The organism is Micromonospora sp. ALFpr18c (assembly GCF_008868155.1).
Classification (GTDB): domain Bacteria; phylum Actinomycetota; class Actinomycetes; order Mycobacteriales; family Micromonosporaceae; genus Micromonospora.
In genome coordinates, this window is record NZ_WBKR01000009.1 from 15,732 (window position 1) to 31,080 (window position 15,349).

Sequence of the window (15,349 nt, forward strand, 5' to 3'; positions counted from 1 at the left end):
TCACTCGTGCACTTGAAGCCTGGTCATTTCAGGGACTTCATCGTGTGCTCATGTCGGTCGTCCTACCTTGCTAGCGACCCTCGCCCGGTCGGGCTGACCGGACGTAGTGGTTGGCGCATCGACGTGCTCCGCCAGCACACCGTGATCGAGGACCTCGGTGATGCGCAGCGCACGCCCGAAGGCGCGGCGCCGCACCGCCAGCGCGAAGCAGGCCGGATCCGGGTGCATGTTCGCTCCCCGACCCGGCAGCCTGCGGCGCGGATCAGGCCGGAGGCTGTAACCAGCCTCGTCCCCGATCGCGACGATCCGCAGCAATTCGCTGGCCGGCGCACGTCGCCGGCAACCCACACAGGTGCGCTCCGGCTGCGCGCGTCGTACCACTGGAGGAAGTCTACCCCTAGCTGCCCGAGATCGCTCCGCCCGGCTCGGTCACGTGATCAGCTGCGCCGCGCGCGGCCGGCGCGGTCTGCTCCGCGTCGGAGCGGATGTCGATCCGCCAACCGGTCAGACGAGCCGCGAGACGGGCATTCTGCCCCTCCCGCCCGATGGCGAGGGAAAGCTGGAAATCCGGGACGGTCACCCGGGCGGCCCGGCCGGCCAGGTCCACCACCTCGACCCGCAGCGCCTTGGCCGGCGACAACGCGTTGCCGACGAAGGCGGCCGGGTCGTCCGACCAGTCGATGATGTCGATCTTCTCGCCGTGGAGCTCGCTCATCACGGCACGCACCCGCTGGCCCATCGGGCCGATGCAGGCGCCCTTGGCGTTCACTCCGGGGGTGGTGGAGCGGACGGCGATCTTCGTACGGTGACCTGCCTCACGGGCGATCGCGCCGATCTCCACCGTGCCGTCGGCGATCTCCGGGACCTCCAGCGCGAACAGCTTCTTGACCAGCGCCGGGTGCGACCGGGACAGGGTGATCTGCGGCCCGCGCATGCCCTTGGCCACGTGCACCACGACGCAGCGGATCCGCTCGCCGTGCGCGTACCGCTCGCCGGGCACCTGCTCGGACTGCGGCAGCACGCCCTCCAGCTTGCCCAGGTCGACGCTGACGATGCCCTTCTCGGAGCGCGCCTCGTGCGCCTGCACCACACCGGTGACGAGGTCACCGTCGCGGCCCACGTACTCGCCGAAGTGCACCTCGTCGGTGGCCTCCCGCAGCCGCTGGAGGATCACCTGCTTGGCGGTCATGGCGGCGATCCGGCCGAAGTCGTGCGGAGTGTCGTCCCACTCCCGCACCAGGCTGCCGTCGGAGTCCATCTCCTGCGCGTACACCAGGGCGGCGCCCGACTTGCGGTCGATCTCCACCCGGGCGTGCGGCTCGGCACCATCGGTGTGCCGGTAGGCGGTCAGCAACGCGGTCTCGATCGCCGCGAGAATCGTGTCGAACGGGATCTCCCGCTCGCGCTCGAGTGCGCGCAGCGCCGCGAGGTCGATGTTCACCTCTCCTCGTCCTCCACATCATCTTCGTCGTCGATGTCGTCTGAATCGTCGAACTCGTCGGTGTCGTCCGCGTCGTCCAGCTCGTCCGGCTCACCCAGCTCGGCGAGGCGGGTGAACTCGACCTGCACCCGGCCCGGGCCCAGCTGGGCGTACGCCCACGAGGTGCGGCCGTCGTCGGTCTCCAGCTGCACGCCGTCGTCGTCGGCTCCGACCACCCGGCCGGTGAGCTGACGGTCGCCGGCGGGCTGCTCGCCGCGCTGGCCGGGCAGCGCCGCCGCTCCCCGGACGGTGACCTTGACCAGCCGGCCCACGGTGCGCCGCCAGTGCCGGGGCAGGGTGAGCGGCCGGTCCACGCCGGGCGAGCTGACCTCGAGCTGGTACTCCCCGGCGACGATGTCGCCGTCGGCCTCCTCGGCCGCGTCCAGTGCGGTCGAGACCGCGCGGGAGACGTCGGCGACGGCGTCCAGGTCGATCCCGCCGTCGGCGTCCACGATCACCCGCACCACGTGCCGGCGACCGGCCCGGGAGACGGACAGGTCCTCCAGGTCGTAGCCGGCGCCGTTGACCACCGGCTCGATCACGGTCCGCAACCGGGTACGCCGCGCCGCGAGATCACCGCTGCGGGGGCCGCCCTCGCGCGGCCCGCGGGGGCCCGCGCCATCGCGGGGTCGACCCGTCGACCTGGTGGCACGGCCACGCTGCGTCATCTCCGCACCCTTTCCCTGGTCGACCGGAACGGTCGTCCCGACATGCCGGCACGCCACCGGAGCGGACGCGCCGGTGGCTGCGCAGAGCGTAACGCGCCGGCCGGGTGGTGGACCGGGCGGCGCACCGACGCCGGTGGCCCCCACGGCGGCGCGGATGGTGTTGACTTGCCCGGTGGGGATCGGCAGAACGACACAGCGCGACGAATCATCCGGACAATCCCGGCGAAAGCTCCTGCGTGCCGGGGCGCTGCTCGCGCTCGGCGGCGCGGTGGCACCGCTGACCGGCTGTGATCTTTTCGACCGCGACGACGAGCCGGCACCGCCACCCGACCCGCTGCGGCCGATGGTGGACGAGGCCCTCGGGCTGGCCGAGGCGCACCGGGCGAGCGCGACCGCGCATCCCGACCTGGCCGACCGCCTCGGCCCGATCGTCGAGGCGCACACCGCGCACGCCACCGAACTCGCCCGGGTGATCGGTGTCGCGCTGCCCTCGGCACCGGCCGCCGCGCCGACCAGCACCCCGGCGGCCGACCCGGCCGGCGCACTGGCCGCCCTGCGGGCGCTGGAGAAGGCCGGCCAGCGGACCGCCACCGCCGCCTGCGCGGCGGCACCGGCGGAACGGGCGGCGCTGCTCGGTTCGATCGCCGCCGCGCGGGCCACCCACCAGGAGGCACTGAAGTGAAGCAGCCGTCCGCGGCGGAGGCGCTCGCCGCTGCCCTGTCCGCCGAGTACGCGGCCATCTACGCCTACGGGCGGATCGGCGTACGCCTCACCGGGGCGGCCCGGGACACCGCGCGCCAGGCGGAGGCCGCACACCGACGCCGACGCGACGCGCTGGTGGTGCAGCTCAGCACCAGCGGTGGCACCGTCCCGCCGGATCGCGCCGGGTACGCGCTGCCGTTTCCGGTGACCGACCGGGCGAGCGCGCTGCGGCTCGCCGTCGAGGTGGAGGAACGCACCGCCGCGCACTGGCGGGCCGCGTTGGCGTCGACCACGGGCGCCGACCGGGACCAGGCGCTGGCTGCCCTGGTCGAGTACGCCGTACGGGCCACCCGGTGGCGCAAGACCGCCGGGTTGACCCCGCCGACTGTCGCATTTCCCGGCCGTCCGACCTGAACCGGTCTGCTCCGGTTGCGGTGCGCATACCAGGTATGCATACTCCGTTGCCATGTCCATCCGTCACGGGCTGCTCGCCCTGCTCGAACGCGGCCAGATGTACGGCTACCAGCTGCGCGCCGCGTTCGAGGAGTCGACCGGCTCGACCTGGCCGCTGAACATCGGGCAGGTCTACACCACGCTGTCCCGGCTGGAACGCGACGGTCTGGTGCGCCCACTGCCGGAAAGCGAGGCCGGGCAACGCCCGTACGAGATCACCGACGCCGGCCGGGCGGACCTGGCGCTGTGGTTCGCCACCCCGATCAGCCGTACCGACCGCCCCCGCGACGAGCTGGCGATCAAGCTGGCGCTCGCGCTGACCACGCCCGGGGTGGACGTCCGCTCGGTGGTACAGGCGCAGCGCAGCGCGACGATGCGGGCGTTGCAGGAGTTGACCCGGTTGAAGTACGGCAGCGACCGGCCGGAGGATCTGCCCTGGCGGCTGGTCCTGGACTCGATGGTGTTCCAGGCCGAGGCCGAGGTCCGCTGGCTGGACCACTGCGAGACCAGTCTGGTCCGCCACCGGCCCGGCGTCCCGCCGCCGCCCCCGTCCCGGCCGGGTGACGCGCCCGACGCGGCGCGGTGGGCCGATGAGGAGGCGCGACGGTGAGCGGATCGGACGACGCGGTGCTGGAGCTACGCGCCGTCCAGCGCACCCACGGGGCCGGTCCGGCCGCCGTGCACGCCCTGCGCGGTGTCAGCCTCGTCGTCCGACCCGGTGAGCTGGTCGCCGTGATGGGTCCGTCCGGCTCCGGCAAGTCGACGCTGCTGGCTCTCGCCGGCGGCCTGGACCGTCCGACCGACGGCGAGGTCCTCATCGAGGGACAACCGCTGGGTGCGCTGGACCGCCGCGGGCTGGCCCAGCTGCGCCGCCGCCGGATCGGCTACATCTTCCAGCAGCTCAACCTGCTGGGCAGCCTGAGCGCCGCGGAAAACGTCGCGCTTCCGCTGGAACTCGACGGCGCCGGTGGCCGCCGGGCCCGCGCGCTGGCCATGGCCGCGCTCACCGAGGTGGGCCTGCCGACGCTGGGTGACCGCTTTCCCGACCAGCTCTCCGGCGGTCAGCAGCAGCGGGTGGCCATCGCCCGCGCGCTGGTGGGCGAACGTCGGCTGGTGCTCGCCGACGAGCCGACCGGGGCGTTGGACTCGCAGACCGGTGAGGCGGTGCTGCACCTGCTGCGCCGCCGCATCGACGGGGGCGCCGCCGGTGTGCTGGTCACCCACGAGGCACGGCACGCCGGCTGGGCCGACCGGGTGGTGTTCCTACGCGACGGGGTGCTGGTCGACACGACGGCCCCGCTGGGCAGCGTCGAGCAGTTGCTGTCCGGCAGCGACCGGTGACCATCCGCCGTACGCTGCGGGCCCCCGGCCGGGCCGACGTGCCGGCGACACGGCCGGTCGCCCCGCCGGTCCGGACCGGCCGGCGGCGGTTCGCCGAGTTGACCGGTTCCTGGCGAGCGGCACTGCGGATCGCCCGGAGGGAGTCCCGCCGCGCCCGCCGCCGGACCGCCCTGGTGCTCGCGATGATCGCCCTGCCGGTGCTGGTGCTGGCCTTTCTGGCGGCGAGCTACGACATGGCCGAGCTGACCCCTCAGGAGCGGATCGATCGACGGCTCGGCGTGGCCGACGCGGAGCTGCGCTGGGTCTCCCAGAGCCCGGTCGTGCAGGACGAGTGGGGCGAGGGCTGGTACGCCCCCGACGGCGAGCACCTACCCGCCGGTCCGGCCACCGTCAGCTGGGTCGCCGCACTGCTTCCTCCGGGCAGCCGGGTCACCGAGGTACGCGCCCGGATCCCGCTGACCGTGCGGGGCCCGGACCGCGACGAGAAGGTGAACGGACGGGTCCTGGACCTCACCGACCCCCTGGCCCGAGGGGTGGCGCGGTTCCGGGCCGGCCGGGCGCCGCAGCAGCCCGGCGAGGTGGCGGTGAGCCCGATCGCGCTGCGCCGCCTGGGCCTGCGCCTCGGGCACACGCTGACCACGGCCGACGGGAGCAGGGCGTACACCGTGGTGGGGGTGGTCGAATTCCCCGACGATCTCGGGCCGATGGTGGCGCTGCACCCGGGAGCCGTGCCGCGCACCGGTCCGGAACCGGAGAGCCGGTGGCTGGTGGACGTGCCCGGCACCGTCGACGCCGCGCTGGTCGCCCGGCTCAACGAGCAGGGGGTGCTGCTCACGCCTCGGCACCCGACGGGCGCTGCGCCCACCCCGGACTCCGGGTGGTTCAGATCGATCGGTCCGGGCGACACCAACGACCTGAGCACCAGCGTGTTGATCGCCGGCCTCGGCCTGCTGGAGGTCGTTCTCCTGGTCGGACCTGCGTTCGCGGTCGGCGTCCGCCGGCGACGCCGGGACCTCGCGCTGGTCGCGGTGGCCGGCGGGGACGCCGCCCAGCTGCGCCGGGTCGTGCTCGCCGACGGCGTGGTGCTGGGTGTGTTGGGCGCCGCCGTCGGCCTGGTCCTCGGCGTCGCCGCGGCGTTCGCCGCGCGTCCGCTGGTGGAGCAGTACGTCTTCGGCGCCCGCTTCGGGGGGTACCGCTGCTGGCCGGCGGCTCTGGTGGTGCTCGGCGGGGTCGCGGTGCTGACCGGGGTCCTCGCCGCGCTGGCACCGGCCTGGACCGTCGCCCGGCAGGACGTCGGCGCCGGGCTCGCCGGGCGCCGGACGCCGCCCACCTCCCGGGGCCGGTGGCTGGCCGTCGGGTTGACGCTGGTGGCCGGCGGGGCGGCGCTGGCCGCGTTCGGTGCCGCCCGGACCACACCGGCGGTGATCCTCACCGGCCTCATCCTCGGCGAACTCGGTCTGGTGTGCTGCACGCCCACGCTGATCGGCGTGCTCGCCCGACTCGGGCGCGTGTTGCCGCTCGCACCCCGGATCGCGCTGCGCGACGCCAGCCGTAACCGGGCCGCCGCCGCGCCGGCGATCTGCGCCGTGATGGCCGCCGTGGCGAGCAGCGTCGCGCTCGGCGGCTACCTGGCCAGCGACGGCGCCCGCGACCAGCGCGCCTACCAGCCGATGCTGCCGACCGGCCACGTGCTGGTCAGCCCGAACGATCCGGCCCGGGTGCCCACACTGGACCAGGTCACCGGCGCGGCCCGGGAACACCTGGGCACCGACCGGGTGGTGGCGGTGCACGCGGCGGTCTGCGCGCCGCGCGGCGGCTACTGCGACGTCTCGGCGGTACTCCCGAGCGAGCGGGCCTGCCCGTGGCAGGCCGGCGACACCCTCTCCGCGGCGCAGCGCCGCCAGGCCCGCGCCGACCCACGCTGCCAGCTCCACGAGCCGGCCTACTACGGCGCCTACCTGGAGCCTCTCGTCGACGACGGGACGGCACTGCCGCTGCTCACCGACGCGGACCCGGCCACGACGGCCGCCGCGACGGCGGTGCTGCGCGACGGCGGCGTGGTGGTGACCGACCCGCGCTACCTGCACAACGGCCTGGTGACCGTGCAGGTGAGAAAGATGGACGCCGGGCCGGAACAATCGATCGCCGCCGTCGACCTGCCCGGGTACGCGCTGCCCGTGGCGGTCGGGCAGTCCCGCCTGCTGCTGTCCGCCGCCGCGGGCCAACGACTCGACCTGAGCTCGTCGCCGGCCGGCTGGGTGATCGGCACGTCGACGCCGCCGGACGGGGACCGGCAGGACCGGTTCACCGCCGCCCTGCGGCCCTTCGGGACGATCTACGTCACCGTGGAGAACGGTGGCGCTCCCAGTGACCTCTCGCCGCTGCTCCTGCTGCTCGCGGCGGCGGCGGGGCTGATCACGGTGGGTGCGTCCGGGATAGCCACCGCGCTCGCCGCCGCCGAGGGGCGCGCCGAGTTGACCACCCTCGCGGCCGTGGGCGCGGCACCGATGGTCCGCCGCCTGTTGGCGATCTGTCAGGCCGGGGTCATCTCCGGCCTGGGCTCGGTGCTCGGCATCGTGGCCGGGCTGGGCACCGCCGCGATCGTGCTGTTCTCGGTAAACCGCCAGTACGCCACGGCCTGGCCGATCCAGCTGCCGTACCCGTACCTGGTGCCGTGGCCGGTGCTCGGTGTCCTGGTGCTGGTGCCCCTGGTGGCGATGCTCGGCGCGGGCCTGTTCACCCGCGCCCGGCTGCCGATCGAACGGCGCCTGGACTGAGGCTCGTGGTCGTGCGCCGGGGCCGGATCCCCTGATCGGTGGCAGCTCAGCACCTCGACACGCCGCACCGCACGCTGCTGAGCCCCACCGATCGGCGCGACGATCACGAGTCAACGCTGTCCGGGGGGTGCCGTCCGGGCCCGGCGACCGGCAGACTGATCCGCGTGTCAGCGCTCGCGAACCTCACCCGCCGCGTCGGTCACCACCGTTGGTTCGGTGCCGCCGCCCGCCTGCTCGTCCCCGCCGATCGGGTGGTCGGCCGGCTGACCCGGGGCCGGGTCGTCGCGCTCGGCCTGATGCCGTCTCTGCTGATCACCACGGTGGGCCGCCGCTCCGGCAAGCCGCGTAGCAATCCCCTGCTCTACGTACGGGACGGCGACGCGTACGTGGTGATCGGCTCGAACTGGGGGCAGACCCACCATCCGGGCTGGGCGATGAACCTGCTCGCCGAGCCGGCCGCCGAGGTGGCCGTGCAGGGCCAACGGTTCCCGGTGCGGGCCGAGCCGGCCACCGGCGCCGAACGGGACCGGCTGTGGCAGCTCCTGGTCACCGAGTGGCCGGCGTACCGCACGTACGTGCAGCGGGCCGGCGGGCGGGAGATCCGCATCTTCCGCCTGGTGCCGACCGGGCGCGGCGAGCCGTCCGGCCCTCCGCCGGCTGGCTAGGCTGACGGTCGGCAGCGAGGCGGAGGCGGACCGTGAGCGCGAGGAGTGAGCCGGGGTTGCGAGCCCCGCAGTCGCGAACAAAGGCGGACCCGTGAGCGCGAGCAGCGGACAGGCCGGTGTCGGTCGGGGCCTCGACGATCGACGGTGGACGGTGGCGGAGCGGGTGGCCGAGGCCATCGGGCGACGGTTTCCCGCCGATGTGCTCGCGGTCGCGGTGCACGGTCCCCTGGCGCACGGCGACGATGACGGTGGTGGGGACAGCGAGGTGGGCATGCTGGTGGTGACCTACCGGCCCGGCACCGGTCCCCCGTTGGCGACCCGCCGGGTGGACGGGGTGCTCGTCGACCTGACCGTGGCCGCCGCCGAGGACTACCTCGCGCAGGCCCGGGTGCTCTCCTCGCTCTGGCCGCTCACCGCCGACCGGTACGTCACGACCCGGGCGTTGCACGACCCGACGGGTTGGCTGCGGACGCTGCGCGACGAGCATCTCGGGCGGTTGGCCCGGGCTCGGCCGGCGGAGTTCAGCAGCGCGGCCCGGCAGGCGTGGTATCGGGGCAGCGCGGCGCACGCCCGGGCCGCCCGGCTGGCCGAGTGGTACGAGACCGACCAGGCGTTGCTGATGCTCGGCGAGGCACGGTTGGCGGCGGCGACGGTGACCGGCCTGCTGAGTCGCACCTATTTCCGTGATCCCGGCGACGCCGTGCGGCGCACCGGTCTGGCCGGGGCGGACATGACCGAGGTGGGTGCGGTGCTGGGCCGGCAGGCCGACGAGCTGACCGCCCGCGGCCGGCCGGTGGACGGCACGGTCGACGAGTTGCTCACCGGCTGAGGCGGGTCACAGCCCGCCCTGCACCCCGATCAGCATGCCGATCAGGTAGGTGGCGCCGGCCGCCGCGGCGCCCAGCACCAGCTGGCGTAGGCCGCTGGTCCACCAGGGCCGGCTGGTGAAGCGGGCCACCACCGCCCCGGCGGCGAACAGTCCGAGGCCGCCGACGGCGAGCGCCAGCCACAGCTGGGTGGCACCGAACAGGTACGTCAGCAGCGGCACCAGCGCTCCCGCCGAGAAGAACAGGAACGACGAGATCGCCGCGGCCCACGGGCTGGGCTGGTCGTCGGGGTCGACGCCCAACTCCTCGCGGACGTGCACCCGCAGGGCCTCCTCCGGGTCGCGGCGCACCGCTTCCGCGACCTGGGTGGCCAGGTCCCGGGGCAGGCCACGGGCCACCCAGGCGTCGGCCAGCTCGCGGGCCTCCGCCTCGGGGTGCCGCTCCAGCTCGCGCCGTTCCTTGGCGACCTCGGCGGCGACCTGTTCGTTGGCGGAGCGGACGCTGGTGTACTCGCCGAGGCCCATCGAGATCGCCCCGGCGACCAGGCCGGCGGAGCCGGTCAGCACGATGCTGCGCGGCGACACACCGCCGCCTCCGACGCCGGCGATCAGGGCGATGTTGGTGACCAGGCCGTCCATGGCGCCGAAGACGGCCGGGCGCAGCCAGCCACCGGAGACGTCGGCGTGGTGCGCCTCACGCAGCGCGGCAGGGGCGTCGGTCACGGCAGGGTCAGGATCTCGTGGCCGTTGTCGGTCACCACGATGGTGTGTTCGAACTGGGCCGTCCACTTCCGGTCCTTCGTGACGACGGTCCACCCGTCGTCCCACATGTCGTACTGGTAGGTGCCGAGCGTGATCATCGGCTCGATGGTGAAGGTCATCCCCGGCTCCATGACGTCGGTGGGTCGGGGGCTGTCGTAGTGCGGCACGTAGAGCCCGCTGTGGAAGGACTCGCCGATGCCGTGGCCGGTGAAGTCGCGGACCACGCCGTAGCCGAACCGCTTGGCGTACGACTCGATGACCCGGCCCACGACGTTGATCTGGCGGCCCGGGGCGACGGCGCGGATACCGCGCATCATCGCCTCGTGGGTCCGCTCGACCAGCAGTCGGGCCTCCTCGCTGACCTCGCCGACGCAGAAGGTGGCGTCGGTGTCACCGTGCACCCCACCGATGTACGCGGTGACGTCGACGTTGATGATGTCGCCGTCCTGGATGACCGTGGAGTCCGGGATGCCGTGGCAGACGACCTCGTTGAGGCTGGTGCAGCAGGATTTGGGGAAGCCCCGGTAGCCGAGCGTCGACGGGTACGCGCCGTGGTCGCAGAGGAACTCGTGCACCACCTTGTCGATCTCGTCGGTGGTCACGCCGGGCTTGCAGTGCTCGCCGGCGAGCTGGGTCGCCTGGGCGGCCAACCGGCTGGCGATCCGCATCTTCTCGATGGTCTCCGGCGTCTGCACGTGGGAGCCACGCCACTCCTGCGGGCCCTTCTTACCCACGTACTCCGGTCGGGCGATGTGGGACGGCACCGGTCGCAGCGGGGAGAGCGCGCCTGGTGTCAGCGGCGGACGGACGGTCATGGCGCAAGCCTATCGCCGGAGCCGCCGGTGACCCACGCCACGGCCGCCCCGGAGGGGTTGTTGCCCCGCCAGGTCGGCTGTGCCATGGTGTCTGCGTGGATCAAGGGGGAGCACCACCCGTCTTCTCCGCCAGCGCGGAGATCGACGGTGACCACCTCCACGTCGTGGTGGCCGGCGAGGTCGACATGGCGACCGCCGACACCATGCTCCAGACCGCGCTGCGCGAGCCCGCCGAGCAGATCACGCTGGACCTGAGCGCGGTCACCTTCTTCGATTCGGCCGCCATCCATGCCCTGGTCCGGCTCGCCCAGCAGTTCCCCGGCACGCTCACGGTGCTGCCGTCGCGGCAGGTCCGTCGGGTGTTGGAGATCTCCGGCCTGGGCGAGCAGAGCTGGCTCAGGCCGGCCTAGCCGACCCGGCCGTCACCGGGCGCGGGGTCAGCCCTGCAGCTCCCGGCGCAGCGTCACCTCGGTGCCCTCATCGGTACGCCGCACCGACAGGTCCCCCAGTGCCTTGATCAGGGACAGGCCGCGCCCCCGGAACCCGGAGCCGGTCGACTCCCGCCACCGCCCGCTGTCGCGCACCGTGGCGGTGACGGTGCGGTCCTCGATGGCCACCTCCACGCTGATCATCGGCTCGGCGGGGTGCACGGGGTGCTCGATGGCGTTGGCGGCGGCCTCGGAGACGGCAACGGTCAGGTCGAACAGGTCGGTCTCGCCGACGGAGTGCGCGACGAGGAAGTCCTCCAGGCGCTTGCGCAGCACGCTCAGCCGCGTCGGGTCCGCCGGCAGCCGCAACGCGAAGCGGTTCAGCTCGGCGGCCTCCAGGCCGAGCACCGCCACGTCGTCGCGGCGTCGCTGCCCGACGACCCGCTCGACCACCGCGTCGATCAGGTCCACCACGTGCTCGCCCGAGGTGGCGGCGTCGGCGCGGAGCTGCGCCAGCGCGGTGTCGATGCCGAGTTTGCGGTCCTCGATGAGGCCGTCGGTGTAGAGCAGCAACCGGTCGCCGGCGTGCAGCTCCCCGTCGACCACCTGGTAGGTCGTGTCGGGGATGGCGCCGACCGGCGGGCCGAGCGCGCGGTCGTGGAGGAACGCCACGTCGCCTCCTCGGATCAGCAGCGGGGAGGGGTGACCGGCGCTGGCGTACCGCAGCCGGCCGGTGCGCGGGTTGAACAGCAGGCAGACCACGGTCGCGAAGGAACGGCCCTCGGTGGAGGCGACCAGCCGGTTGAGCCGGGTCAGCGACTCGGCCGGGTCGAAGCCCTCCAGCACGTACGCCCGCAGCGCGTTGCGCAGTTGCCCCATCGCGGCCGCGGCCCGGACGCCCTTGCCGACCACGTCGCCGATGACGAGCACCAGCTCGTCGCCGTCCAGCGCGATCACGTCGTACCAGTCGCCGCCGACCTCGACGTCGGCGCTGCCGGGCAGGTAACGGCTGGCCACGACCGCGCCGGGCAGTTGGGGCAACGTTCGGGGCAGCAGGCTGTGCTGCAGGGTGGTGGCGATGCGGTGTTCGGCCTCGTAGAGCTGGGCGTTCTCCAGTCGCACCCCGACCAGCCGGGCCAGTTGGGTGAGCGCGGCGTCGTCGGTCTGGGCGGCGTCGCCGGCCGCCCGCCAGACCCGCAGCTCGCCGAGCTGCTCGCCGGTGGTGCCGGTCAGCTCGGCCACGAAGGACGGGTCGGCGGCGGTGGTACCGCCGGCGTCCGCCTCGGCGCGGGCGTCGCCCGTCGTGATGACCACCCGGTCCGCCTCGGCGAGGCTGAGCGCGTGCCGGGCCGCGACCTGGAGCACGTCGGCGGTGGATCGGGCGGTGTTCACCGCGACCGCCGCGTCGGCCAGGGCCCGGAGCCGGCGGATGAGCTGCCCGCGCAGCTGACCCAGCTCCACGTTGGCCCGCACCCGGGCGATCAGCTCCTGCCCGGAGAACGGCTTGGTGAGGTAGTCGTCGGCGCCGGCGGCGAGACCGGCGACGGCCTCCGCGGAGCCGGCGCGGGCGGAGAGCAGCACGATCGGCACATGCCGGGTACGCGGGTCGGCGCGCAGGGCGCCGACCAGACCGAACCCGTCCAGCCGGGGCATCATCACGTCGGTGAGCACCAGGTCGAACGCGCCCTCCTGGGCGAGTGGCAGGGCCGCCAGCCCGTCGCTGGCGGTGACCACCTCCCAGGTCGGGGAGAGCAGGCGGGTGACGTGCTCGCGCAGGTCCACGTTGTCGTCGACCACGAGGATCCGACCGGCCGGGGTGATCGTCGTCGGCCCGCTGTCGACCTCCGGCAGGTGCCCCGCGCCGCTCCACAGCACGGTCTCCGCCACGTAGAGGCGGGCCTGCTCGGGCTCGCCGGCGGGCGGGCCGAACGCCTCGACCCGGTCGGCGGGCAGGTGCGCCGACCCGAACGGGATGGTCACCGCGAAGGTGCTGCCCTCGTCGACGCGACTGGTCAGACCGACCTCGCCGCCGTGCATCTCGACCAGCTCCCGGACCAGCGCCAGGCCGATGCCGGTGCCCTCGTGCGTGCGGGCGCGCACCCCGGGCACCCGGTGGAACCGTTCGAAGACGTGCGGCAGTTCGGCCGGCACGATTCCCACGCCGGTGTCGGTGACCTCCAGTCGGGCGCCGGCCTCCACGGCCCGGACGCGGACCCGGATCTCGCCGTCGAAGGTGAACTTGACCGCGTTCGACACCAGGTTGAGGACGATCTTCTCCCACATGTCCCGGTCGACGAAGACCGGCGCGGCCAGCGGCGGGCAGTCCACCACCAGCCGCAACCCGGCCCGGTCGGTGGCCGAACGGAAGGTGCTGGCCAGCCGGGCGGTGTAGCCGGACAGGTCGGTGGGCTGGTAGCGGGCGGCGAGGCGACCCGACTCCAGCCGGGAGAAGTCCAGCACGGTGTTGACGAGCTTGAGCAGCCGCAACGCGTTGCGGTGCATCATCGTGAGGCGCTCGATGTCGGCGACCGGCAGCGCCGGGTCGGCCAGCATGTCCTCCAGAGGGCCGAGCACCAGGGTCAGCGGCGTACGGAACTCGTGGCTGACGTTGGCGAAGAAGTGGGTCTTCGCCTGGTCGAGGGCGGCCAGCTCGGCGGCGCGGGCCCGCTCCTGCTCGTACGCCCGCTGCTTGCCGACGGCCCGGGAGATCTGCGCGGCGACCAGGTCGAGGAAATCGCGGTAGTCGTCGCCGAGCGGCAGCCGGCGGGCCACGCCGACGACCAGCGCGCCGACCGTCTCGTTGGCCGCCGTGACGGGCAGCATGAGGGCCTCGTCGGCCGCGTCGGCGGGCGGCCGGTCGAGCAGCTGCGCCACGTCGACGGTGACCGGCTCACCGTCGGCGGCAGCCCGGGCGAGCAGGTCGGCGGTGGCGCCGACGGTCGCCTGGCCCGTGCCGCTGGCACCGGCCAGGACGAGGCGACCGCTGTCGTCGGCCAGGTAGATCAGTGCGAAGGGCACGTCGGCCCGGTGCCGTTCGAGGACCGCGGCGGCGGCCCGGCCCAGCTCGGCGGCGTTGGCCACGTCGGCCAGGTCGGCGCCCAGCTCGGCCAGTGCCCGCAGCCGGCGTTCGCCGAGCACCCGCCCGGTGGTCTCGTTGACGATGCAGTAGACGCCGCTGACCGTGCCGTCGTCACCGCGGATCGGGTCGTACGAGACGTTGAAGTAGGTCTCCTCGACGAACCCGTACCGGTCCAGCAGGAAGGGATGGTCCTCGCCGCGGTAGGAGCTTCCGGTGCGCCGGACGCCGTCCAGCAGCGGGCCGAGCACGTCCCAGGTCTCCGCCCAGTGCTGGCCGGCCGGCTGACCCAACACGTGCGGGTGCTTGGCGCCGATGGTCGGTCGGTAGGCGTCGTTGTAGAAGGCGAGCTGGTCGTCGCCCCAGAACATGACGATCTGCGCGCTGGAGGCGAGCATCATGCCGGCCGCGGTGGAGAGTGCGACCGGCCAGCGTCCGGGCGGGCCCAGCGGGGTGGTGGACCAGTCGAAGTCGCGCATCCGCTCGCCCAGCTCGCCGCCGGCCGCGAACGCCGCAGCCAGCATCGGGGGGATCTCCCCGCCGTCCGTGAAGGGATGCCCGGCGTCCGCGCCCCCCTGGGCCGAGCTCATGCAGCCTCCCCGCTCCGGCCGTACCCCTCAGCCGTTGATCTCCACCCGCTGTGCTCCGACTTGTACCCCAACGGACCAGCAACGTAACGCGTACCGTTCCTCGGACGCTGATTATCTCCACCCCATCCGTCGGTGAGCCGCGGTCGGAGTGGGCGGCGGCGGCCGGGCCGGTGGCGCCGCGGTGCCCGGCCAGGTCAGAAGACGGGCAGTCCGTCGATGCTCGCCGCGTTCTTGGTGGCCCGGTAGACCACCAGGTCATCGGCGGTACGACGGGAGTGTGAGCTGAGCAACAGGTCGCGTTCGGCGCGGTAGTCCATCAGCGGCACCGCATAGCCGCAGGAGTCGCTGACCCGCTCGACGTCGACGGTGATCACGGCCCGCACCGCGTGCACGTCCGGTGGCGTGGGGAACTCGGCGAGCCGATCGACGAAGGCGTCCTCGGTCACCGCGACGCTGCTGCCCCGGCCGTGCAGCCGGACGATCTTCGGCGGCCCGTCGAAGGCGCAGAACATCAGCGTGATCCGGCCGTTGTCCCGCAGGTGGGCGATGGTCTCGGCGCCACTGCCGTGATAGTCGAGGTACGCCACCCGGTGCGGACCGAGGATCACGAACGTGCCCCGCATGCCCTTCGGTGAGACGTTGACGTGCCCCTCGGCACCGGACGGTGCGGTCGCCACGAAGAAGACCGGCTGGGCCGCGATGAAGTCCCGCAGCCGACCGTCGATCTCCAGATACACCGTGCCCATGCGCCGATCCTCCCACCGCG

Annotated in this window: 15 protein-coding genes; 8 read left to right on the forward strand and 7 right to left on the reverse strand. The window is 73.7% G+C overall.

All coding sequences use genetic code 11. The features are described from left to right. Window positions 1-48: 48 nt before the first annotated feature. From F8271_RS03665 to rimP, 3 genes are read right to left on the reverse strand one after another with little or no spacing between them, the layout of a single operon-like run. Window positions 49-381 (reverse strand): YlxR family protein, encoded by a 333-nt coding sequence (locus F8271_RS03665; RefSeq protein ID WP_151488153.1) that lies wholly within the window; start codon window positions 379-381, stop codon window positions 49-51. A gap of 16 nt (window positions 382-397) precedes the next feature. Next, entirely contained in the window at window positions 398-1,441 is a 1,044-nt protein-coding gene (gene nusA, locus F8271_RS03670) for a transcription termination factor NusA (protein ID WP_151488154.1), read from the reverse strand. Then, window positions 1,438-2,148: a ribosome maturation factor RimP gene (gene rimP, locus F8271_RS03675; protein ID WP_151488155.1), complete on the reverse strand. Its 711-nt coding sequence runs from the start codon at window positions 2,146-2,148 to the stop codon at window positions 1,438-1,440. The genes nusA and rimP overlap by 4 nt, the downstream gene beginning before the upstream one ends. Before the next feature lie 154 nt (window positions 2,149-2,302). On the opposite strand from rimP, the gene F8271_RS03680 reads away from it, so the two are divergent. From F8271_RS03680 to F8271_RS03710, 7 genes are all read left to right on the forward strand, one after another. Then, window positions 2,303-2,830 carry a hypothetical protein gene (locus F8271_RS03680; protein WP_225854141.1) on the forward strand — a complete coding sequence of 176 codons (528 nt, stop codon included), beginning with the start codon at window positions 2,303-2,305 and terminating at the stop codon, window positions 2,828-2,830. Continuing rightward, on the forward strand, window positions 2,827-3,264 hold the full coding sequence (locus F8271_RS03685) for a ferritin-like domain-containing protein (protein ID WP_151488156.1): 438 nt from the start codon (window positions 2,827-2,829) through the stop codon (window positions 3,262-3,264). Before F8271_RS03680 ends, F8271_RS03685 begins: the two co-directional genes overlap by 4 nt. 52 nt (window positions 3,265-3,316) lie before the next feature. After that, window positions 3,317-3,913 (forward strand): PadR family transcriptional regulator, encoded by a 597-nt coding sequence (locus F8271_RS03690; RefSeq protein ID WP_151488157.1) that lies wholly within the window; start codon window positions 3,317-3,319, stop codon window positions 3,911-3,913. Next, window positions 3,910-4,644, forward strand: coding sequence for an ABC transporter ATP-binding protein (locus F8271_RS03695; RefSeq protein ID WP_151488158.1), 735 nt, complete (start codon window positions 3,910-3,912; stop codon window positions 4,642-4,644). Before F8271_RS03690 ends, F8271_RS03695 begins: the two co-directional genes overlap by 4 nt. Beyond that, window positions 4,641-7,421: an FtsX-like permease family protein gene (locus tag F8271_RS03700; RefSeq protein ID WP_225854142.1), complete on the forward strand. Its 2,781-nt coding sequence runs from the start codon at window positions 4,641-4,643 to the stop codon at window positions 7,419-7,421. Before F8271_RS03695 ends, F8271_RS03700 begins: the two co-directional genes overlap by 4 nt. 164 nt (window positions 7,422-7,585) lie before the next feature. Continuing rightward, window positions 7,586-8,086, forward strand: coding sequence for a nitroreductase/quinone reductase family protein (locus tag F8271_RS03705; RefSeq protein WP_151488159.1), 501 nt, complete (start codon window positions 7,586-7,588; stop codon window positions 8,084-8,086). Window positions 8,087-8,177: 91 nt separating this feature from the next. Continuing rightward, window positions 8,178-8,915, forward strand: coding sequence for a nucleotidyltransferase domain-containing protein (locus F8271_RS03710; RefSeq protein ID WP_151488160.1), 738 nt, complete (start codon window positions 8,178-8,180; stop codon window positions 8,913-8,915). A gap of 6 nt (window positions 8,916-8,921) precedes the next feature. On the opposite strand, the gene F8271_RS03715 is transcribed toward F8271_RS03710, so the two are convergent. Both F8271_RS03715 and map read right to left on the reverse strand, forming a co-directional pair. Then, window positions 8,922-9,635, reverse strand: coding sequence for a VIT1/CCC1 transporter family protein (locus F8271_RS03715; RefSeq protein ID WP_151488161.1), 714 nt, complete (start codon window positions 9,633-9,635; stop codon window positions 8,922-8,924). After that, window positions 9,632-10,489, reverse strand: coding sequence for a type I methionyl aminopeptidase (gene map / locus F8271_RS03720; RefSeq protein WP_151488162.1), 858 nt, complete (start codon window positions 10,487-10,489; stop codon window positions 9,632-9,634). Before map ends, F8271_RS03715 begins: the two co-directional genes overlap by 4 nt. A gap of 95 nt (window positions 10,490-10,584) precedes the next feature. Between map and F8271_RS03725 the strand changes: the two genes are divergently transcribed. Beyond that, entirely contained in the window at window positions 10,585-10,899 is a 315-nt protein-coding gene (locus F8271_RS03725) for an STAS domain-containing protein (RefSeq protein WP_192580122.1), read from the forward strand. Between the two features lie 27 nt (window positions 10,900-10,926). Here the strand turns inward: F8271_RS03725 and F8271_RS03730 are convergent, their stop codons facing one another. Both F8271_RS03730 and F8271_RS03735 read right to left on the reverse strand, forming a co-directional pair. Further along, on the reverse strand, window positions 10,927-14,583 hold the full coding sequence (locus F8271_RS03730; RefSeq protein WP_151488163.1) for a SpoIIE family protein phosphatase: 3,657 nt from the start codon (window positions 14,581-14,583) through the stop codon (window positions 10,927-10,929). Window positions 14,584-14,777: 194 nt separating this feature from the next. Then, entirely contained in the window at window positions 14,778-15,329 is a 552-nt protein-coding gene (locus F8271_RS03735; RefSeq protein ID WP_151488164.1) for a pyridoxamine 5'-phosphate oxidase family protein, read from the reverse strand. Between the last annotated feature and the right edge of the window lie 20 nt (window positions 15,330-15,349).